Source organism: Pseudomonas kairouanensis (genome assembly GCF_004682055.1).
In the GTDB taxonomy this organism is placed as follows: domain Bacteria; phylum Pseudomonadota; class Gammaproteobacteria; order Pseudomonadales; family Pseudomonadaceae; genus Aquipseudomonas; species Aquipseudomonas kairouanensis.
In genome coordinates this window covers 22,938-42,470 of sequence record NZ_QUZU01000002.1, presented here as the reverse complement: position 1 = coordinate 42,470, position 19,533 = coordinate 22,938, and the positions used below count along the sequence as shown (strand labels likewise).

The window sequence follows — 19,533 nt, the reverse complement described above, 5'->3', positions numbered from 1 at the left end:
AGGGGGCTTGCTCCCGATAGCGGTGGGTCAGTTGAGCAATTCTTCACTGATCCACTGCAATCGGGAGCAAGCCCCCTCCCACATTTGTATTGCGGGGTGTTTAAGAGCTTAGTTTTTCACCACTTCCTCAAGGGTGAAGCGGCCCAGCGGGTTTTGCAGGAAATTGCTGATGTTGCTGCGTGAGATGTTGATGTAGGGGCTGTAGTACAGGTCAATCCAGTTCACATCCTGCTTCGCCAATTTCTGCAACTCCACATACATCTGCTCACGCTTGACCGGGTCGGCTTCGATGCGCGCCTGGGCCACCAGGTCCTTGACCTTGTCGTTCTTGTAGCGGGTCATGTAGTTCTGGTTGGTGTCGTGGCCCAGCACAAAGGTGGTTTTCTGGTCCGGGTCGAGGATGTCGTTGGTCCAGTACATCACTGAGATGTCGTATTCGCCGTCTACCAGCATCTGCCAGCTCTGGGTCGGGTCGACCTTTTGCAGGTTGGCGGTCACGCCGACCTTGGCCAACTGATCTTTGATGATCACCGCAATCTGCTCGTCGGCTTCATTGCCGGCGTTGACCACGTAGTTCAGCTTCAAGTCCTTGGCCCCGGCGGCGGCCAGCAGTTTCTTGGCTTCGGCCGGGTCGTACGGGCGTTGCAGGTTGTTGGCGTAGTGGTACAGCGAGCCCTTGGGGATGTAGGAATAGGCCACGGTGCCTTGACCGAAGGTAGCGGTCTTCACCAGCGATTGCTTGTCGATGGCCATGTCCAGCGCCTGACGCACTTCCGGCTTGGCCAACAGGCCATGTTCGTGGTTGATCAACAGGTGATCTTCACGGGTAGACGGGTCGGAATGCACCACCACGTTTTTGTCTTTCTTCAGCTCTTCAACGCGGGAGAAAGGCACGAAGATCGCAGTGTCCAACTCGTTGTTCTGCACCATGCGCATACGGGTATTGTCGTCGGTGACCGAGACCCACTCCACGCCATCGAGGCTGACGTTCTTGGCCTGCCAGAAATTCGGGTTTTTCTTGAGAATTACCCGATCACCCTTGCGCCACTCGTCCACGGTAAATGCACCGGACGTCACCGGGTTTTCCGCGTAGGCGTCTTCGCCCATTTTGGTCATGGCTTTTTCCGACAGGATCGACACGGTCGGCGAAGCCAGTTGGGACAGGAACGCAACCGCCGGGGTGGCCAGGGTGACCACCAAGGTGTTGGCATCAGTGGCCTTGGCCGTGTCGATCAGCTTGAACGGGTCGCTCCACAGCGAGGCCTTGTTGTCGCGGATACGCAGCAGGCTGAATACCGCGTCTTGGGCGGTGATGGGCGAGCCGTCAGAGAACTTCGCATCGCGCAGTTTGAAGGTGTAGGTCAGGCCGTCCTTGGATATCTCCCAGCTTTCTGCCAGCCCCGGTTCCATCTTGGTGCCCAGGTTGTCGACACGCACCAAGGTGTCATAGACGTTGGCAAAGACCCAGGTATCGCGGTTTTGCGCGCTTTTGATCGGGTCGAACGTGGTGCTGTCTTCACGGCAGCCGATGGTCAGTACACCGGCGGCCTGTGCCAGACCGGCGGTCAACGACCACGCAGTCAATGTTGCAGCGGCAAGCAACTTCAGGTGGCGCGATTGCATGTCATAACTCCTTGTTTATAACGGCAGGTAGGGTCAACGGTTGTTCAAGCACGCAACTGTATCGATGCTCGTGCAGGAAATGGGTGGGCGGCAACACCACGGAACACATGGCGACGGCGTGCCGGCAGCGCGGGTGAAAGGCGCAGCCTGTAGGTAAATTCAGTGGGCTGGGTGGCTCTCCCGGCAAGGGCTCGGTAGGCAGGGGCCGATGGGGATCAATCTCCGGAATCGCCTGGATCAACGCCGCCGTGTAAGGATGGCGCGGCGCGGTAAACACCGCCTCCACCGGCCCCTCCTCGACGATCTTGCCCAGGTACATCACCGCCACCCGGTCGCACAGGCGACGCACGATGGCCAGGTCATGGGCGATAAACAGGATCGCCAGGTTCATGCGCTGTTGCAGTTCCAGCAACAGGTTGATGATCTGCCCCTGAATCGACACATCCAGCGCCGCCACACATTCGTCGGCGATGATCAGGCGCGGCTCCACCGCCAGCGCCCGGGCGATGCCCACACGCTGGCACTGGCCACCGCTCAGAGAGCCGGGCTTGCGGCCAGCCAGTTCGGGGCGCAGGCCCACCAGGTCGAGCAGTTCGCCGACACGAGCGTCGATCTGCCCAGCCGCCACCTTGCGCTGCACCCGCAACACTTCGGCGAGGGTTTCGCCGATGCTATGGCGCGGGTTCAGCGCAGCGTATGGGTCCTGGAAGATCATCGCGGTTTCATGGCGCAGCCGCGCGATATCGATGGGACTGCCGTGGGCCATGTCGATGCCATCGAATACCACTTGCCCGGCGCTGATGGGGCTCAGATGCAGAATCGCCCGGCCCAGGGTGCTTTTACCGCTGCCGGACTCGCCCACCAAGCCCAGGGTTTCGCCCGCCGCCAGGCTCAGTGACACGCCATTCACCGCCCTCACCCACTGTTTGTTCAGCCCGAACAGGCCAGTGCCGGACGCAGCAAACTTCACCTCCAGGTCCTTGATCTGCAACAGGCTCATGGGTGCGCTCCCAACGGGTAGTGACAGGCGACTCGTGCCCCCTCGGGCAAACGCTCGGTGCACAGGGCGCCCGCCTGTGGGCAACGTGGGTTGAAGCGACAGCCGGCGGGCAATGCATCCAGCAACGGCGGCTGCCCAGGGATAGTGCGCAGCAAGGCATGGCCACTGCTGTGGGCCGGTTGGCAGTCGATCAGCCCGGCGGTGTACGGGTGCTGGGGGCGGGCCAACAGGTCGTACTTGCTGCCGTGCTCGCACAGGCGCCCGGCGTACATCACCGCGATGCAATCGCAGGTCTGCGCCACTACGCCGAGGTCGTGGGTGATCATGATGATCGACAGGCCGCGCTGGTCGCGCAGGTCCAGCAACAGACGCAGGATTTGCGCCTGCACCGTCACATCCAGGGCGGTGGTCGGCTCGTCGGCGATCAGGACCTTGGGGTTGCAACCCAGGGCCACGGCGATCATCGCCCGCTGGCGCATGCCCCCGGAAAACTCGTGAGGGTAGTTGTCGACCCGTGCCTGCGGATCGGGAATGCCGACCTGACGCAGCACGTCGATGGCCTGCTGGCGCGCCTCTTTTTTCGACGCGCCTTGGTGCAGGCGAATACCTTCGGCGATCTGCTCACCAATGCGCATCAATGGGTCGAGGTGGCTGCTGGGGTTCTGGAAGATCATGCCCAGTTGCCCGCCGCGTACGGCACGCATCCCGGCATCATCGAGTGACAACAAGTCCTGCCCGGCAAGCCTGACTGCACCGCCCTGCACCCGCAGGTTCGGTGATGGCAACAAGCGCATCAGCCCGCGACACGCCAGGGTCTTGCCCGAACCGCTCTCGCCCACCAGGCCTAGGATCTCACCCTCGGCCAAGTCAAAGGACACGCGGTCCACCAGGGTGACCTCGCGCCCATTGTTGCTGGCAATCACACTTAGGTCCTGCACCTGCAACAGGCTCATGAGCGATCCCCCAGCACTTGCGCCACACCATCGGCCAGCAGGCTGAAACCCATGGCCAGGGTCACAATGGCCAGCCCTGGGAACGTACAGATCCACCACGCGGTGGTGATAAACGCCTGCCCTTCGGCGACCATCGTGCCCCATTCGGCGGTGGGTGGCTGCACGCCAAGGCCCAGGTAGCTCACGGCAGCGCCATTGAGCAGTACCAACACGGCGTCGGACATGGAGAACACAATCGAGCCGAACATCGCATTGGGCAGCAGATGCCGAAACAGGATGCGCCCATGGCCAAAGCCCAGGCTCTTGGCGGCCAGGGCAAAGTCGCTTTCCTTGAGCACCAGGATCTGCGAGCGGATCAACCGCGCATAAGACACCCAGCCCACCAGCGCCATGGCGATGTAAAAACTCTGCAAGCCCGGACCGAGGATGGCCATGATCGCCAGCATCAGCACCAGGAACGGAAACGCCAGGATCACGTCAATGACTCGCATGCAGACGCTGTCAAAACGCCCGCCGATATAGCCGCAAACCGCGCCGATAAAGGTGCCGATCATGAATGGGAAGATCACGCCGATGACCGCCAGTTGCAGGTCGACGCGCGCGCCCCAGATCACCCGCGAGAGAATGTCGCGACCGTAGTTATCGGTACCAAAAGGATGGGCCAGGCTAGGCCCGAGCAGGCTGATATCGGTGTTCTGCGCAATCGGATCATAAGGCGCAACCCATGGCGCAAAGAGCGCCAGGGCGAGCCACAGCAGTAGAATCAACAGCCCCCACGCAGCGGTCAGGCGACCATTACGCAAACCGAAACGCAGGCGCAAACGCCACGGGGCAATCAAGGGGCGGCTGCTCATTGCATTTTCACCCGCGGGTCGAGGGCCACGGTGACCACATCGGCGGCGAAGTTGACCACCACCGTTGCGCAGGCCAGCACCATGGCGACGCCCTGCACCACCATGTAGTCGCGCGTGAAGATGCCACGCACCAGTAACTGACCTATGCCGGGGATGGCGAACAGGCTTTCGATCACCACCGTGCCGCTGATCAGCCAGCCGATATTGACCGCCAGCAGGTTGACCGCCGGCACCAGGGAGTTGGGCAGCACATGGCGACGAAACACCGCCGCTTCCGGCAACCCGCGGGCACGGGCGGCGGTGACATGGTCGGCCTGCAACTCCATCAACATGCTGGCCCGCAGGTTGCGCACCAACACCGCCGACAGCGCCAGGGCGATGGTCAGGCACGGCAGCACCATGTGATGGGCCTTGTCCAACACGGTACGGCCGTAGCCGGACACCGGGAACAAGCCCCACTGCACACTCAGCAACAGGATCAGCATCAAGCCCAGCCAGAACGCCGGCATACCGAGGCCCACGGTGGTGAACACGCGAATCAGTTTGTCAGGCCAGCCGCCTTTATTGCGTGCGGCCAAGGTGGCCAGCGGCACCGCGATCAACAATGCCAGCAGCACGCTGCCGAGCACCAGCACCAGGGTGGGTTCGATGCGGGTGACGATCAATTTCAACGCATCCACCTTGTACAACAGGGATTGGCCAAGATCGCCCTTGAGCAGGTTTTTTAGAAAGTAGAAATACTGCAGCCACAGCGGCTGATCGAGGCCGTACTGGGCGCGGATTTTCAGCAAGGCGTCCGGCGTGCTGCGTGACCCGAGCAAGGCTCGCGCCGGGTCACCGGGGATCGAGCGCACCAGCACGAAGGTAATCAGGCTGATGCCCAGCAGCACCGGCAGCAACTGCAAGGGCCGGGACAGTACAAAGCGATAGCGCGCCAGGTTCATCCGTCAGCCTCGGTGACGTGCGAGGAAATCCAGCAACACCGGGAAATACGCCTGGGGTTCTTCGTAGAACGGCATATGGCTGCTGTTGGGAAACACATGCAACTGGGCGTGTCTGGCGGCCATCTTCATGCGCATGGCGCAGGCCGGGGTGAGTTCGTCGTGCTGGCCGGTGGTGATCAGGATCGGCATCGTGAACTCGGCCATCTCCTTGAGGCGATTCCAGTCCTTGAGGTTGCCGATGTAGAGAAATTCGTTGGGGCCTTGCATGGTTTCGTAGGGGCCCATGTTCCAGTCGCCGAGGGAGCGCTTGACCGGTTCGGGCCATTCGTCGAGGCGGCACACGTGGCGGTAGTTGAGCAAGGTGATCGCGGCCTGGTACTGCGGGTGGTCCAGGGTGCCCATGGCTTCGTGGCGCTGCATCATGGCCACGGTTTCGCTGCCGAGGGCGCCGCGCAGGCGCTCCAGTTCCTGAGACAAGTGGGGGATGTCGCCGACGGTGTTTTCCAGAATCAGGCTTTTCAGCGCATCGGGGTAATGGATGGCGTACTCGATACCGAGCCAGCCGCCCCAGGAATGCCCCAGCAGATGCACGCGCCCCAGCCCCAGGGCCTGGCGTACGGTTTCGACTTCTTCGACATAACGGCGGATTTCCCACAGGGAAACATCGGTCGGTCTGGCTGATGCGCCGGTGCCAAGCTGGTCGAATGCAACCACTCGCAGGTTATGGTCCTTGAGCCAGCCATGGGCGTCGCGCAAGTAGTCACACGGCAGGCCCGGCCCGCCGTTGAGGCACAACAGCACCTCATCGCCTTCGCCAAAGCTGTAGACCACGAGGTTATGGCCGTCGACTTGCACGTTGAATTGCTGGTCGGGGGTAATTTCACGCCACATGCATACATTCCTTGTGTTGTGTCGGCCTGGCAGGTAGCGGCCGTATATCGGGCCAACACTACCGAGGATGCCGTGCGTCCATAACCTAGCATTTCTTATAGGTTTGGCCTGGCAGTCCTTTGCCGGGGCGTGGCATTCTACTTGCAGCAAGTCGAGATTCAAATGAATTCGGGAGCCGAACGGATGCTGGCCAAGCTGACCGCCTTCAATCAACGTCTGATGCCGGGCAGGAGCCTGGACGAGCAGATGGACAACACTTTCATCCTTGCCCAGCAGTTGGGTTTTGATGCCCTGGTGTACGACTACACCCCCGTGCCCATCGACCAGGATGGTGCACTCATTACCCCGTCGGTACTGGAACTGCGCAATACCCCACCCGACTGGCACAGCCTGTGGTGCCGCAAAGGGTTTTACCAGATCGATCCCGTGCAGCATCTGGCCCTGAGCACCGTGTCACCCTTCGTATGGTCCTACGAAGCCAAGGCCGATACCGCCCTGCAGAAGATCATCGACCCCTGCCACGCCCCGGTTTCGTCCTACCTGCACGACCAGCAACTGACCTGCGGCGTCAGCGTACCGATCCACCTGCCCCGTGGCGGCTTCGCGTCGTTGACCGGCCTGCGCACCGGCAAGGCCCATACGGTGTTGCAGGAGGCGCAGCAGACCCTGTCGGACTTCAGCCTTATTACCCACGCATTGCAGGAAGCAGCCTACCCGCTGTTCAGCAAGACGCTACGCAGCTATCCGCATATTCACCTGACCAAACGGGAACGCGAGTGCCTCAAATGGGCCGCCGACGGCCTGACCGCCGCGCAAATCGCCAGCCAGCTGAACCGCTCCTTGGCGGTGGTTACCCTGCACCTTGCTTCGGCGATGCACAAACTGGGGGCCAAGAACCGCGTGCAAGCGGTGGTGCGCGCCACCCACTACCGGCTGCTTGAAGACTGACCCGCGGACAAAACCTAGCTGTTTTGCTAGTTACCGGAATGTCGCGCGCGGATTATCGTACCCCTGATCCTTTTTTTTCAGAGCAGGGTACGAAATGGAATTCATTGAAAAGATCCGCGAAGGGTATGCGGCATTTGGCGCCTACCAGACCTGGTACCGCGTCACCGGTGACCTGTCGAGCGGCCGCACACCGCTGGTGATCATCCACGGTGGCCCCGGCTGCACCCATGACTATGTCGACGCCTTCAAGGATGTGGCTGCCAGCGGCCACGCCGTGATCCACTATGACCAACTGGGCAACGGCCGCTCCACCCACCTGCCAGACGCAGACCCTTCCTTCTGGACGGTAGGCCTGTTCCTCGCAGAGCTGAACAACCTGCTGGACCATCTGCAGATCAGCGATAACTACGCCATCCTCGGCCAGTCCTGGGGTGGCATGCTCGGCAGCGAGCACGCCATCCTGCAGCCAAAAGGCCTGCGCGCATTTATCCCGGCCAACTCGCCGACGTGCATGCGCACTTGGGTCAGCGAGGCCAATCGCCTGCGCAAATTATTGCCCGAAGGCGTGCATGAAACCCTGCTCAAGCACGAAGCCGCCGGTACCTACCAGGACCCGGAATACCTCGCGGCGTCGCGGGTGTTCTATGACCACCACGTTTGCCGGGTCAACCCGTGGCCAGAAGAAGTGGCACGCACCTTTGCCCAGGTGGACGCGGACCCCACGGTTTATCACGCCATGAGCGGCCCGACCGAGTTCCATGTGATTGGCAGCTTGAAAGACTGGAACTCCATCGGCCGCCTGTCAGCCATCAAGGTGCCGACCTTGGTGATTTCCGGTCGCCACGACGAGGCCACGCCGCTGGTGGTCAAGCCGTTCCTGGATGAGATCGCCGATGTGCGCTGGGCGCTGTTTGAAGACTCCAGCCACATGCCCCATGTGGAAGAACGCCAGGCGTGCATGGGGACTGTGGTGAAGTTTCTGGATGAGGTGTGCTCGCTGCCTTACAAAGAACTCAAGGCTGGATGAGTTTCACATGTGGGAGCGGCGCTCCCACACTTTTAGACCTCGGCAGCCTCAGGCACCGCGCTCTTGTGGGTATCCGCCACCAACGGAATCTCCCGGCCCTCGGCATCGAACAACTTGCCGCCCTTGAAATAATCCCCATCGCGCAGCTCCGACACATCGCGAAAGCACAAGCTGCGCTCAGTCCCCGCCACAAACACCGATTGCTGGTCCGAATTACCGGTGGTGAAGTGGTTGAACGCCAGGTTCAGCAAGATCGCCATAATCGCCGACGAACTGATGCCCGAATGGAAAATAGTCGCGAACCAGCTTGGGAAATGATCGTAGAAACTAGGCGCGGCGATGGGAATCATGCCAAAACCGATGGAAGTGGCCACGATGATCAGGTTCATGTTGTTGCGATAGTCCACCTTCGACAGCGTTCGAATACCGCTGGCAGCCACGGTGCCAAACAGCACAATCCCCGCCCCACCGAGTACCGATGTAGGCACCGCCGCAATCACCCGGCCCATGAAGGGCAGCAGCCCGAGGATCACCAGGAACAACCCGCCGGTGGCCACCACAAAACGGCTCTTGACCCCGGTAACCGCCACCAGGCCGACGTTCTGGGCAAACGCACTCTGGGTGAACGAGCCGAAGATCGGCGCGAACATACTCGACAACATATCGGCACGCAGGCCGTTACCCAGGCGTTTGGAGTCGACCTTGGTGTCGATGATTTCGCCCACCGCCAGGATGTCCGCCGAGGTTTCCACCAAGGTCACCATCACCACGATACACATGGAAATGATCGCGGCCACATGGAAGGTTGGCATGCCGAAATGGAATGGCGTAGGAAAACCGAACATCGGCCCCTGGGTGACCCCAGAGAAATCCGCCATGCCCAGGAACACCGCGATCACCGTGCCGATCACCATCGCCAGCAGGATCGACAGACGCGAGATGGTTGCGCTACCGATTTTGCTCAGCAACAGCACCAACACCAGGGTCAACGCCGCCAGACCAATGTTGGACATGCTGCCAAAATCCGCCGCACGGCTGTTGCCGCCCATGGCCCAGCGCGCCGCAACCGGCATCAGGGTCAAGCCGATGGTGGTGATCACGATGCCGGTCACCAGGGGCGGGAAAAACTTGGTGATCCGCGAGAACACCGGGGTGATCAATAACCCGATAAACGACGCCGCCATCACCGCGCCGAGAATCGCTGGCACCCCGCCGGCGCCGTCGCTGCCGACAATCGCCACCATGGTCGCCACACCAGCAAACGACACGCCTTGCACCAGCGGTAACTGGCAGCCAAAGAACGGCAAGCCCAGGGTTTGCAGCAAGGTGGCCAGGCCACCGGCAAACAACGACGCGGCGATCAGCAGGCCGATATCCGCCGGCGACAACCCCGCCGCTTGGCCGACGATCAGAGGGACGGCCACGATGCCGCCGTACATGGTGAGCACATGCTGCAGGCCGTAAGCCATGTTGGCGGCGACGCCCAGATTTTCATCTTCAGGCCGCTGCGGTGACGCCTTCGGGATAGTCATGGTGAGGGGATCTCTGTTTTTGTTGTGCATTCACTGTATGCAAAGCAAACAAGAGATGTCCATAGAGTTGTATACAATCAATCCCACAACAGCCCCTGGCCAACGTTTACAAAAATCCATTCAGCCGCCCTGCCCTGTGGCTTGAAGCCGTGCGCAAAAGGACCTGAAAAAAATGCTCAACCGCAAACTGCGTATCCACGCCCCCGCGATCTACTACTTCGACATGGTGCGGCGCTGTCATTCGATTCGTGAGGCGGCGCGGCGCCTTAACGTGGCGTCATCGGCGGTGAACCGGCAAATCCTCAAGCTGGAAGACGAGATGGGAGCGCCACTGTTCGATCGTTTGCCGGGCGGGCTGCGGGTGACCGCTGCCGGCGAAATCCTCACCCGCCACGTCACGCTGCTGTTGCAGGATGTGGAGCGGATGCGCGGCGAATTGGATGGCTTGCATGGCGTACAGACCGGCCACGTAGAAATTGCCACCGTGGAAGGGGCTGCCGTCGAACTGTTGCCCGCCGCCCTCAAGCGCATGCGCGAGCGTTATCCGCAGGTGACGATTGGCGTGACGGTGCAAGGTTCACAATTGATCCCCAGTGCCGTGATCCAGGGCCAGGCCGACCTGGGGCTGGCGTTTGCCCTGCCTCGCAACGGCGAAATCACGCAGTTGTGCGTCGGGCATTTCCGCTTGGGTGCGCTGATGACGCCCGCGCATCCGTTGGCCGGTGAAACCAGGCTCAGCTACGGGCAATGCTGTGAACACGGAGTGATCCAGGCCAAGAGCGAGCTGTCGGTTCATCACCTGATCGCGCCGTTGCACAAACCCACCGCAGCGGCGAACAAACCCTTGCTGCACAGCAACTCCATGGAGCTGGCCCGGCAGTTGGCGCGTCAGCAATTGGGCATCGCCTTCCAGACCCGTATCGGCATCGAGGCCGACCTGGCACGCGGCGAGTTGCTGCATATCCCCTTGAGTGACCAAGGTGGCATCTTCAGCGACCTGGGCGTGTACGCCCGCAAAGACCGCGACCTGCCAGTGGCCGTGCAAGCCCTGACCCACTTATTGGGGGAGGAAATTGCCTTGCGCGAACGCGAAGAAACACCCTGGACGCCGCGTATTTCCTGACTTTTGCGGCAGTTTCCCTGCTGCCGTTTCGGCATCGGCCCAGGCGAGATTCTGTTCTTTGGCGCGCACCGCCCTTGTGCTGATACTGCGCCCGACGGCCCCTGCAAGGCCGGCATGAGCCAAACGCCAAAGGAACTAAAACAATGAAAAAGGCACTGCACGGCGCAACCGTATTGCTCTCTCTGCTCGGCGGCGGGGAGGCCGTCGCGGTGGAATGGATGAACAACAGCGTAGGGTTTCGCTACGGTCAGCAGTTCACCAATCCGAACAACCCCGACGATTTCAGCAAGCGTATCTACAGCTTCACTCACGCCAGCGGCTATCAGTACGGTAGCAACTTCCTCAACCTGGACGTGTTCCTCTCCGACAGTCGCGACCCACGCAAGGGCACCGACCACGGCGGCAGCGAGGTGTACGCGGTGTACCGGCACCAGCTGTATGCATCCCGCGTGTTCGATGTGCCGCTGGGTACCGGTGTGATCAAGGACTACGCCTTGACCCTGGGCTTCGATGCCAACCGCAACAACAACTTTGCCTCGGCCAAAAAGCGCGCCCTGGTGATCGGCCCGACCTTGAAGTTCAACACCGTGGGCGTGCTGGACCTGAGCCTGATGTACTACAAGGAAAAGAACCACACCGGCATCCCCGGCGCGCAGGAGTCGAACCACACGTTTGACGATACCTACATGCTCAACCTGACCTGGATGCGCCCGTTCGAAATTGCCAACCATGGGGCCAAATTCCAGGGCTTCATCAATTACGTCGGGGAAAAAGGCAAGGATTACCACGGCCGTGATACCGCACCCGAAGCGCTGATGCGTACAGCGCTGATGGTGGCCGTACGACCGGGTAAAAACGTAAAGCCCAACCTTTACCTAGGGGTGGGCTACGAGTATTGGCACAACAAGTTCGGTGTGGACGGCGGCCGGGGTAGCCGTACGTCGACGCCGACGGTGAATATGGAAATCACTTTCTAATGCATGCCGCCTAGCCACTGAAGAAACCCAATCAAAATATGGGAGCGACGGTGCCACATCAGGCCTTTGCCAACTGCGCACTGTCGCTTTTCGGCCGAGCCAACCAATACCCCAACACCGCCAACGGCGCAGTCGCCAGCATCACGATCACGGTAATCAACAGTGGCTGGTCAATCATCGACGACACCAACAAGCTGCTTAAAAAGCACAAACCCAGTTGCAGGGTGTTTTGCAGTGCCGCCGCCTTGCCGGAATTTTCCGCAAAAGGCATCAGCGCATTCGCCACGACGATGGGGTAGCTGGCGCCGTTGACCAGCGCCATCAGGCAGAACGGAATCAGCAAGGTAGTGAGGGTCGGCACCGTCAGTGTGGCGACCAAATACAACGCCACCATGCTGATGCAATAGGCAAGCAGCAACCAGGGCAGCAACGTCTTGCCCTGTAAATGCTGCAGGGCGCTGCGGCAGCTGTAACCGCCCACCAAAAAGGCCAAGGTCGGCAGCACATAGCTCAGGCCGATATCATTCGGGCTGTAGCCCATATCCCCAAGAATGAAGGGTGACGCCGTCAGCCAGGCGAAGAAACTGGCGGAGCATGCCGCAAAGATCATCACGTTGCCGGTAAATACGCGAGAGGTCAGCAATTGGCCGTAGCCCAGGCGTGACGTTTGGCCTTCAACCGCCTGACGTTTCGGTACGGCGCGCAGGAATAATGTCGGCAACAGCAACAACAACGACACGCCCAGCAACACCCCGAAGATCGCCTGCCAGCCAAAGTGATTGAGCACCATTGCCCCCAGCAGTGGCGCCAGGGCGGGGGACAGTGACATCAGCGGCATGATGCTGGCGAACACACGATGGGCCTTGTCCGCCGGATAGCGGTCGATCACCAGTGCCTGCCAGCTCACAGCGGCGGAGCACACACCAATTGCCTGCATAAAACGCAGCGCCAACAATTGCGGCGCGGTCTCGACCCAGAACATTCCCGCACACCCCAGCACAAACAGGCCAAGACCGGCGAGCAGGATGGGCTTGCGCCCCAGTCGATCGGACAACGGCCCCCACAACAACTGCCCCAGCGCAAAGCCGGCGAGGAACACACTCAAGCTGGCGCCCACCGCGCCGGCGCCAATTTGCAACTGCTCGCCCAGGGCGCCGAACGCCGGCAAGTACATGTCCATGGCGAGGTAACCGAGCATGCTCAGCCCCGCCAGGTACCCGGTAAAACCAAAAGAATTTTTCATCACAACCTTGTAGATCCTGCCATCAAACTATTTGCTGACTGGCGCCCATTATGAAGCTGACAGTTTCTGTGTGAAGCGATAATAATTGGACGTTCCCATCAATAATTTTGAAGGCACTGCCATGTGGTCTGAATATTCATTGGATGTTGTCGATGCGGTAGCGCGCCACGGCAGCTTCAGCGCCGCCGCCCAGGAATTGCATCGCGTGCCGTCAGCCATCAGCTACACGGTGCGTCAGATTGAAGAGTGGTTGGCGGTGCCGTTGTTCGTGCGCCGCCATCGCGACGTGGAACTGACCCCGGCTGGCCGTCTCTTTATAGAAGAAGCCCGGGGCGTGATGAAGAAAATGCTCGGCACTCGGCGCCTGTGCCAGCAAGTGGCCAATGGCTGGAGCGGTCAGTTGAAGGTCGCGGTGGACTCCATCGTCAAACCCCAGCGGTGTCGGCAGTTGGTGCTGGACTTCTATCGGCAGTTTCCCGAAGTGGAGTTGTTGCTGGAATACGAGGTGTACAACGGCGTGTGGGACGCCCTGGCCGATGAGCGCACCGACATTGTGATCGGTGCCACCAGCGCAGTGCCTGTGGCCAGCCGCTTTACGTTTCGCGACATGGGCTTGTTGAACTGGTTGTGTGTGGTCAGCGCGACGCATCCTCTGGCAACAGTGAATGGCTTGCTCAGTGATGATCAACTGCGCCCGTTCGCTTCGCTGTGCATGACCGACACCTCGCGCAACCTGCCCAAGCGCGATACCTGGACGCTGGATAACCAGCGGCGACTGGTGGTACCGAACTGGTCGTCGGCCATCGACTGCCTGCGCGATGGCCTGTGTGTCGGCATGGCGCCCGCGCATCAGGTGTTGCCGTGGATCGAACGCGGTGAACTGGTGGCGTTGCAATTGAGCCGGCCATTTCCCGCAAGCCCCTCGTGCGTGGCGTGGGCCCAGGACAAGCTATCGCCGGCGATGGCGTGGTTGTTGGATTACCTGGGGGACAAGGAGACGATGAACCAGGAGTGGCTCAATGGGCATGACCTCTGACACCCACAGAAAGCCCCTGTGGGAGTGCCTATCAAATAAGCAAACGGGTGATGGCCCGCACAATCATTTCCACTTCCTTGGCGTCCAACGTCAGCGGCGGCAGCAACCGAATGATCTTGCCCCGCGTCACGTTGATCAACAAACCGTGCTCCTGAGCCGCCCGTTGGGCCAGGTCGCGATAGGGGCTGGCCAACTCGATGCCAATCATCAAACCCTGCCCGCGAATGGCCAGTACCTGCGGATGCTCAGCCAACTCTACCCGTAACCGCGCCAGCAGGCGCTCACCCTGTTGCGCGGCGTTGTGCAGCAAGCCTTGCTCTTGGATGATATCCAGCACCGTGCACCCCACCCGGCAGGCCAATGGATTGCCACCAAACGTGCTGCCGTGGCTGCCAGGGGTGAACAGTTGGGCCACCCCCGCTCGGGCCAGGCAGGCGCCGATGGGCACGCCGTTGCCTAGGCCTTTGGCCAGGGTCATCACATCGGGCACGATGCCTTCATGCTGAAAGGCAAACCAGGCACCCGTCCGGCCGATGCCGGTCTGGATTTCGTCAAGCATCAACAACCAGCCGTGGCGGGTGCAGTGGTCGCGCAGGGCGTGCAGGTAACCCGGCGGCGCCGGCAACACACCGCTTTCGCCCTGGATCGGTTCCAGCAGGACCGCCGCGATACGTGAACCGAATGTTTGGGTGATGGCCTCAATCGCGGCGATATCACCAAAGCCGACCTTGAGAAAATCCCCCGGCAGCCGCTGGAACCCCAAGCGCACCGATGGCCCGTCACTGGCGGCCATGGTGCCGAGGGTGCGGCCATGAAAGGCGTTTTCCATGACCACCACCAAGGGTTCCTCGATGCCTTTTTTCCAGCCGTGCAACCGCGCCAGCTTGAGTGCCGTCTCGTTGGCTTCGGCACCGGAGTTGTTGAAGAAGGCCCGGTCCAGGCCAGACAACTGGGTCAAGCGCTGGGCCAAGCGTTGTTGCCAGTCGATGCTATAGAGATTGGAGGTGTGCAACAGCAACCCTGCCTGTTCACTGATGGCGGTCACCAGCCTGGGGTGGGAATGCCCCACATTGGTGACCGCCACTCCGGCCACGGCGTCCAGGTATTCGCGGCCTTGCTGGTCCCACAGGCGCGTGCCCAGGCCACGGGTAAAGCTGAGGGCCAAGGGTTGGTAGGTGGTCATCAGGCAGGCGGCGGTCATGGTGGCAGGCTCCAGTGCATCGTTGTGATGGGCACCAGTATCGTTAGCCACCCAGACTGGATAAACTGCGCATTCCTGCAATGACTTTGAACCAGGGCTTGATAATGGATTTGTTCCAGGCGATGTCGGTGTACGTGAAGGTGGTTGAAACTGGCAGCATGACCGCCGCCGCGCACGCCTGCGGTATGTCCACCACCATGGTGGGCAACCACCTGCGCGCCTTGGAACAACGCCTGGGCGTCAGCCTGCTCAAACGCACCACCCGCAAGCAGAGCCTCACGGAGTTTGGCGGGCAGTACTATCAACGCTGCCTGGAGGTGCTGGGATTTGTGGCCGACTCCGAGCAACTGGCCGAACAGGCCCACAGTGACGTTCCCAGGGGCACCCTGCGTATCACTGCCCCACCGGCGTTCGGCACCGAACGCCTGGCGCCGGCCTTGAGCGAATTTTCCCAGCGATATCCGTTGATCAAGCTGTACGTGGTCCTCAGCAACCAGCGCATGGACATGGTCGACAGCGGCTTTGACGTCGCCATCCGCCTGGGAGAGTTGGAGCCCTCCAGCCTGATCGCGCGCCCCATGCAGGACTACACCATCACCCTCTGCGCCTCCCCGGATTACCTCGCGCGGCGCGGCACGCCACAAACGCCCGACGACTTGCAACAGCATGACTGCCTGGCCTTCGCCTACCCCTCCACCGACGACTGGCGCAACGCCGACAAGCTGTGGCGCATGACGGGCGAAGACGGCGAGGTGGAAGTCCCGGTGTCCGGCTCACTGACCATCAACAGTTCGCAAGCCCTGCGCCAGGCGGCCGTGCAAGGCATGGGCATCGTGATGTTGCCCGATGCCCTGGTACAGCCAGACCTGGCGAGCGGCAAGCTGGTGGCCTTGTTGACCACCTACCAACTGCCGAGCCGGCCCATGCATCTGCTGTACGGCCAGGACCGCTACCGCCTGCCGAAGCTGCGGGCGTTCGTCGACTTTGCCATGGAGAAGTGGGCGCGCTAGAAGCCCACTCCCAGCGCACGCAGTTGTGCGCCAGTGCGTTCGGCGGATACATGGTGGATACCTTGCCAACCAAGGGCCACAGCAGCCTCGATGTTCCCGGCAACGTCATCAATGAAGACCACTTCGCCAGGCTGGATGTCTGGCAAGTGCGCACGAACCTGGCCAAGGCTGGCCTGGTAGATCGCGGCGTCGGGCTTGATCAGCCGTAGCTCGCCGGAGACCACGATGTCGCGAAAACACTGTAGGAACGGGTAGTTGGCCAGGGCGTAGGGAAAGGTTTCGGCCGACCAGTTGGTCAACCCGAATAACGGGATGTTGGCTTGATGCAGCGCTTTGAGGATCGCTACGCCTTCGGGCAACGTACCGCGCAGCATTTCATGCCAACGGTCGTAATAGGCCTGGATCAGACGCTCGTGATGGGGATATTGCTCGATCAGGCTGCGAGTGCCTTCGGCCAGGGAGCGGCCGGCGTCCTGCTCGGTGTTCCAGGCCTGGGTGCAGATATTGTCCAGGAACCATTGCCGCTCGTGGTCGTCGGCAATCAGCTTGCGGTACAGGTGCTGCGGGTTCCAGTCGAACAGGACACCGCCGAAATCAAAAACTACTGCACGAATCGTCATCAGATCCTCCGTTAGCATGAGTGATAGCTGGAGGAGTCTGGCAGATCTGAAAGGCGAGAAGGCGCGATTGCGAGTAAGACGATTCTGAAAAAACACAGAGGTCAATGTGGGTGGGGGGCAAGCCCCCTCCCACACTTTTGACCGGGTTTAGGCTTGGACTAAACCATTGATCTTCACGGTTGGATTCACATCAGCTTCGTAATCCACGCCGTCGATCTCAAAGCCGAACAAGCGCAGGAACTCCGCCTTGTAGCCGGCAAAATCGCTGATCTCGTTGACGTTGTCGTCGGTCACCTGGTTCCACAATGCAGCCACGGCGTCCTGCACCTTAGGCTCCAGTTCGGCCAGGTCGGCACGCAGGCGGCCGTCGGCATCGAGCTTCGGCTCGCTGCCGTACAGGCTGTCCTTGAACAGGCCGTAGACCTGCTCGATGCAACCTTCGTGGGTGCCTTGCTCTTTCATCACCTTGAACAGCAGCGACAGGTACAACGGCATGATCGGGATGGCCGAGCTGGCCTGGGTAACCACGGCCTTGAGCACCGACACTCGGGCGTCGCCCTTGAGTGCGGCAAGGTTGTCGCGCAGGGTCAGGACTTTTTTGTCCAGGTCTTTCTTGGCTTCGCCGATGGAGCCGTTCCAGTAGATGTCCTGGGTCAGCTTCTCACCCAGGTAGGTGAACGCGGTGGTTTTGGCGCCTTCGGCCAGTACGTCGGCGTCACGCAGGGCGTCGATCCACAGCTGCCAGTCTTCGCCGCCCATCACTTTGACGGTACCGTCGATTTCTTCCTGGGTGGCAGGCTCAAGCGTGGTGTCGACCACAACGCCTTTGTCGGTGTTGATACCGCGCAGGGTCACAGCCTTGCCGATCGGCTTGAGGGTGGAGTTGTGCACCACGCCTTGCGGGTCGGTACGGCGTGGCGCGGCCAGGCTGTAGACCACCAGGTCGATCTTGCCCAGGTCTTTCTTGATGGTTTCGATGGTCAGGCGCTTGATCTCGTCGGAGAACGCGTCGCCATTGATGCTCTTGGCGTACAGGCCTTTTTCGACAGCAAACTTCTCGAACGCGGCGCTGTTGTACCAGCCGGCCGAGCTGAGCTTGCCTTCCTCGCCTTCTTTCTCAAAAAACACGCCCAGGGTGTCGGCGCCGCAGCCAAACGCAGCACTGATGCGCGCGGCCAGGCCGTAGCCAGTGGAGGCGCCAAGGACCAGCACCTTTTTAGGGCCGCCTTCGATGGTGCCGTGTTGGGTCACGTAGTCGATCTGTTCCTTGACGTTCGCTTCACAGCCAACAGGGTGAGCGGTCACACAGATAAAGCCACGAACCCGCGGTTTGATGATCATAAAATTTCTGCCTCTTCCAAGGGGTCGACGGCCAGTGGTGGCCATTCAACTTCATTCGTACCGGTCTATGACGTCCGAAAAACCGAAGCGTCACGATAGTCGCAAATCTTCTGTTTACAAAATCCAATCGGTAAAACGCGTGTCGGGTTGAAAACTGTGTAAAGCCTTCACAAATTCGCACTATTTATAACGCTCAAACGGCGCAGGACGCCTTATCATGGCGTAGTTGTTTCAATATGTTTCAAAACCCCCACCACTCGCAGCCAGGGATCCGGACCTGTCGAATGGCGTCCTGCTGGAGCTCAGCTGCATGAACAAGCCTGCCTTGCGTAAAAAAGCCCTATCGGTCGCCTGGGTACTCGGCGTACTGCTGATCATTGATGTGTTCCCCGAAACCACCCTGGTGTTTCTTGGCCTGGTGCTGGTCTGCGGCATTTACGACTTCCTGCGCAACGGCCTGTATGACGCGCCGACCTTCAAGAAATACTTTATTGGCAGCGGTCGTAACACCTGGTTGCTGGCGCCGTTCAACACGCTGTTTGACTTGCTGAGTTCGCGCAACCGCCACGTTTATACGATGCGCGACCTGCCGCCCGCCTGGCGTGAAGACCTGCAACAGGTGATCGACGACGCCATGGCCCACAAGGATGAAATCATCGGCTACCTGGACGAACGCATGGCCGAGAAAAAGCGCGGCATGTTGTTTTTCCAGTGGTACGGACGCCCCATCGAAACCGCCCTCGACATCCCGGCACTGCGGGAAAAACTGCCGTTCGTGAAAACCATTGGTGTGTCGGTGTTCAACGAAAACCGCTCCACGTCCTTCCACTTCGGCCCGCTGCGCATGATGTTCCGCGTGCTCTACAACATGGCGCCGGCCCCTCATCACGAGGGCGTGTACATCCAGGTGGGCAAGCACAAGCACTACTGGCACGACGATCCGCTGTTTATCTTCGATGACACGCTGATGCATGCGTCCTTCAACAAAAACGATGCAAAGCGTTACTGCCTGTTTATCGACATCGTGCGGCCGACGCCACTGCCGTCGGTGCTCAACGCCGTGATCGCGGGGTTTGCCGGAATGGTCTTTACCCTGCGTCGGGTTTTCTACAAAAATTGGAAGCTGATTCAGTAGGTTCTGCGGCATGATGGGGGTGGACGGTGTTTGCACCCGGCCTTGAATCTGGGGTAAACATTCGGCTCGTGCGAC

General features: G+C 60.5%; 18 protein-coding genes. 7 read left to right on the top strand and 11 right to left on the bottom strand.

The genetic code is table 11. The annotated features are described in order from the left end of the window. Window positions 1-108: 108 nt before the first annotated feature. Genes DYL59_RS02540 through DYL59_RS02515 form a run of 6 tightly spaced genes read right to left on the bottom strand, consistent with a single transcriptional unit; the run spans window position 109 to window position 6,265 of the window. Window positions 109-1,623: an ABC transporter substrate-binding protein gene (locus DYL59_RS02540; RefSeq protein ID WP_135287761.1), complete on the bottom strand. Its 1,515-nt coding sequence runs from the start codon at window positions 1,621-1,623 to the stop codon at window positions 109-111. 1 nt (window position 1,624) lies between these two features. After that, window positions 1,625-2,623 (bottom strand): ABC transporter ATP-binding protein, encoded by a 999-nt coding sequence (locus DYL59_RS02535; protein ID WP_135287760.1) that lies wholly within the window; start codon window positions 2,621-2,623, stop codon window positions 1,625-1,627. Continuing rightward, window positions 2,620-3,576 (bottom strand): ABC transporter ATP-binding protein, encoded by a 957-nt coding sequence (locus tag DYL59_RS02530; RefSeq protein WP_135287759.1) that lies wholly within the window; start codon window positions 3,574-3,576, stop codon window positions 2,620-2,622. The genes DYL59_RS02535 and DYL59_RS02530 overlap by 4 nt, the downstream gene beginning before the upstream one ends. After that, complete coding sequence (locus DYL59_RS02525) at window positions 3,573-4,430, bottom strand: ABC transporter permease (RefSeq protein ID WP_135287758.1); 858 nt, start codon at window positions 4,428-4,430, stop codon at window positions 3,573-3,575. The genes DYL59_RS02530 and DYL59_RS02525 overlap by 4 nt, the downstream gene beginning before the upstream one ends. Beyond that, window positions 4,427-5,374 (bottom strand): ABC transporter permease, encoded by a 948-nt coding sequence (locus DYL59_RS02520; RefSeq protein WP_135287757.1) that lies wholly within the window; start codon window positions 5,372-5,374, stop codon window positions 4,427-4,429. Before DYL59_RS02520 ends, DYL59_RS02525 begins: the two co-directional genes overlap by 4 nt. A gap of 3 nt (window positions 5,375-5,377) precedes the next feature. After that, window positions 5,378-6,265, bottom strand: a complete 888-nt coding sequence (locus DYL59_RS02515) for a proline iminopeptidase-family hydrolase (protein ID WP_135287756.1) — start codon at window positions 6,263-6,265, stop codon at window positions 5,378-5,380. Between the two features lie 183 nt (window positions 6,266-6,448). Here DYL59_RS02515 and DYL59_RS02510 point away from each other — a divergent pair, with 183 nt between their 5' ends. After that, window positions 6,449-7,213, top strand: coding sequence for a LuxR family transcriptional regulator (locus tag DYL59_RS02510; protein WP_135287755.1), 765 nt, complete (start codon window positions 6,449-6,451; stop codon window positions 7,211-7,213). Window positions 7,214-7,307: 94 nt separating this feature from the next. Further along, window positions 7,308-8,240, top strand: coding sequence for a proline iminopeptidase-family hydrolase (locus DYL59_RS02505; protein ID WP_135287754.1), 933 nt, complete (start codon window positions 7,308-7,310; stop codon window positions 8,238-8,240). Window positions 8,241-8,272: 32 nt separating this feature from the next. Here DYL59_RS02505 and DYL59_RS02500 read toward each other — a convergent pair whose 3' ends face one another. After that, window positions 8,273-9,772, bottom strand: coding sequence for a nucleobase:cation symporter-2 family protein (locus DYL59_RS02500; protein WP_135287753.1), 1,500 nt, complete (start codon window positions 9,770-9,772; stop codon window positions 8,273-8,275). A gap of 172 nt (window positions 9,773-9,944) precedes the next feature. On the opposite strand from DYL59_RS02500, the gene DYL59_RS02495 reads away from it, so the two are divergent. Continuing rightward, on the top strand, window positions 9,945-10,895 hold the full coding sequence (locus DYL59_RS02495) for a LysR family transcriptional regulator (RefSeq protein WP_135287752.1): 951 nt from the start codon (window positions 9,945-9,947) through the stop codon (window positions 10,893-10,895). A 143-nt stretch (window positions 10,896-11,038) separates the two neighbouring features. Continuing rightward, complete coding sequence (locus DYL59_RS02490) at window positions 11,039-11,872, top strand: nucleoside-binding protein (RefSeq protein WP_135287751.1); 834 nt, start codon at window positions 11,039-11,041, stop codon at window positions 11,870-11,872. 58 nt (window positions 11,873-11,930) lie between these two features. Here DYL59_RS02490 and punC read toward each other — a convergent pair whose 3' ends face one another. After that, the gene (punC, locus tag DYL59_RS02485; RefSeq protein WP_135287750.1) at window positions 11,931-13,115 is read right to left on the bottom strand and encodes a purine nucleoside transporter PunC; all 1,185 of its coding nucleotides are present in this window, start codon (window positions 13,113-13,115) and stop codon (window positions 11,931-11,933) included. A 121-nt stretch (window positions 13,116-13,236) separates the two neighbouring features. Here punC and punR point away from each other — a divergent pair, with 121 nt between their 5' ends. Further along, entirely contained in the window at window positions 13,237-14,151 is a 915-nt protein-coding gene (gene punR / locus DYL59_RS02480; RefSeq protein ID WP_135287749.1) for a DNA-binding transcriptional activator PunR, read from the top strand. Between the two features lie 31 nt (window positions 14,152-14,182). On the opposite strand, the gene DYL59_RS02475 is transcribed toward punR, so the two are convergent. After that, window positions 14,183-15,352 carry an aspartate aminotransferase family protein gene (locus DYL59_RS02475; RefSeq protein WP_135287748.1) on the bottom strand — a complete coding sequence of 390 codons (1,170 nt, stop codon included), beginning with the start codon at window positions 15,350-15,352 and terminating at the stop codon, window positions 14,183-14,185. A gap of 104 nt (window positions 15,353-15,456) precedes the next feature. On the opposite strand from DYL59_RS02475, the gene DYL59_RS02470 reads away from it, so the two are divergent. Next, window positions 15,457-16,362 carry a LysR family transcriptional regulator gene (locus tag DYL59_RS02470; RefSeq protein WP_135287747.1) on the top strand — a complete coding sequence of 302 codons (906 nt, stop codon included), beginning with the start codon at window positions 15,457-15,459 and terminating at the stop codon, window positions 16,360-16,362. Here the strand turns inward: DYL59_RS02470 and DYL59_RS02465 are convergent. Together DYL59_RS02465 and fabV are read right to left on the bottom strand one after the other, a co-directional pair. Then, the gene (locus DYL59_RS02465; protein ID WP_135287746.1) at window positions 16,359-16,982 is read right to left on the bottom strand and encodes an HAD family hydrolase; all 624 of its coding nucleotides are present in this window, start codon (window positions 16,980-16,982) and stop codon (window positions 16,359-16,361) included. The genes DYL59_RS02470 and DYL59_RS02465 overlap by 4 nt on opposite strands. A 147-nt stretch (window positions 16,983-17,129) precedes the next feature. Next, window positions 17,130-18,323 carry an enoyl-ACP reductase FabV gene (fabV, locus tag DYL59_RS02460; protein WP_135287745.1) on the bottom strand — a complete coding sequence of 398 codons (1,194 nt, stop codon included), beginning with the start codon at window positions 18,321-18,323 and terminating at the stop codon, window positions 17,130-17,132. Between the two features lie 310 nt (window positions 18,324-18,633). On the opposite strand from fabV, the gene DYL59_RS02455 reads away from it, so the two are divergent. Further along, the gene (locus tag DYL59_RS02455; protein ID WP_135287744.1) at window positions 18,634-19,458 is read left to right on the top strand and encodes an aspartyl/asparaginyl beta-hydroxylase domain-containing protein; all 825 of its coding nucleotides are present in this window, start codon (window positions 18,634-18,636) and stop codon (window positions 19,456-19,458) included. Window positions 19,459-19,533 lie beyond the last annotated feature (75 nt).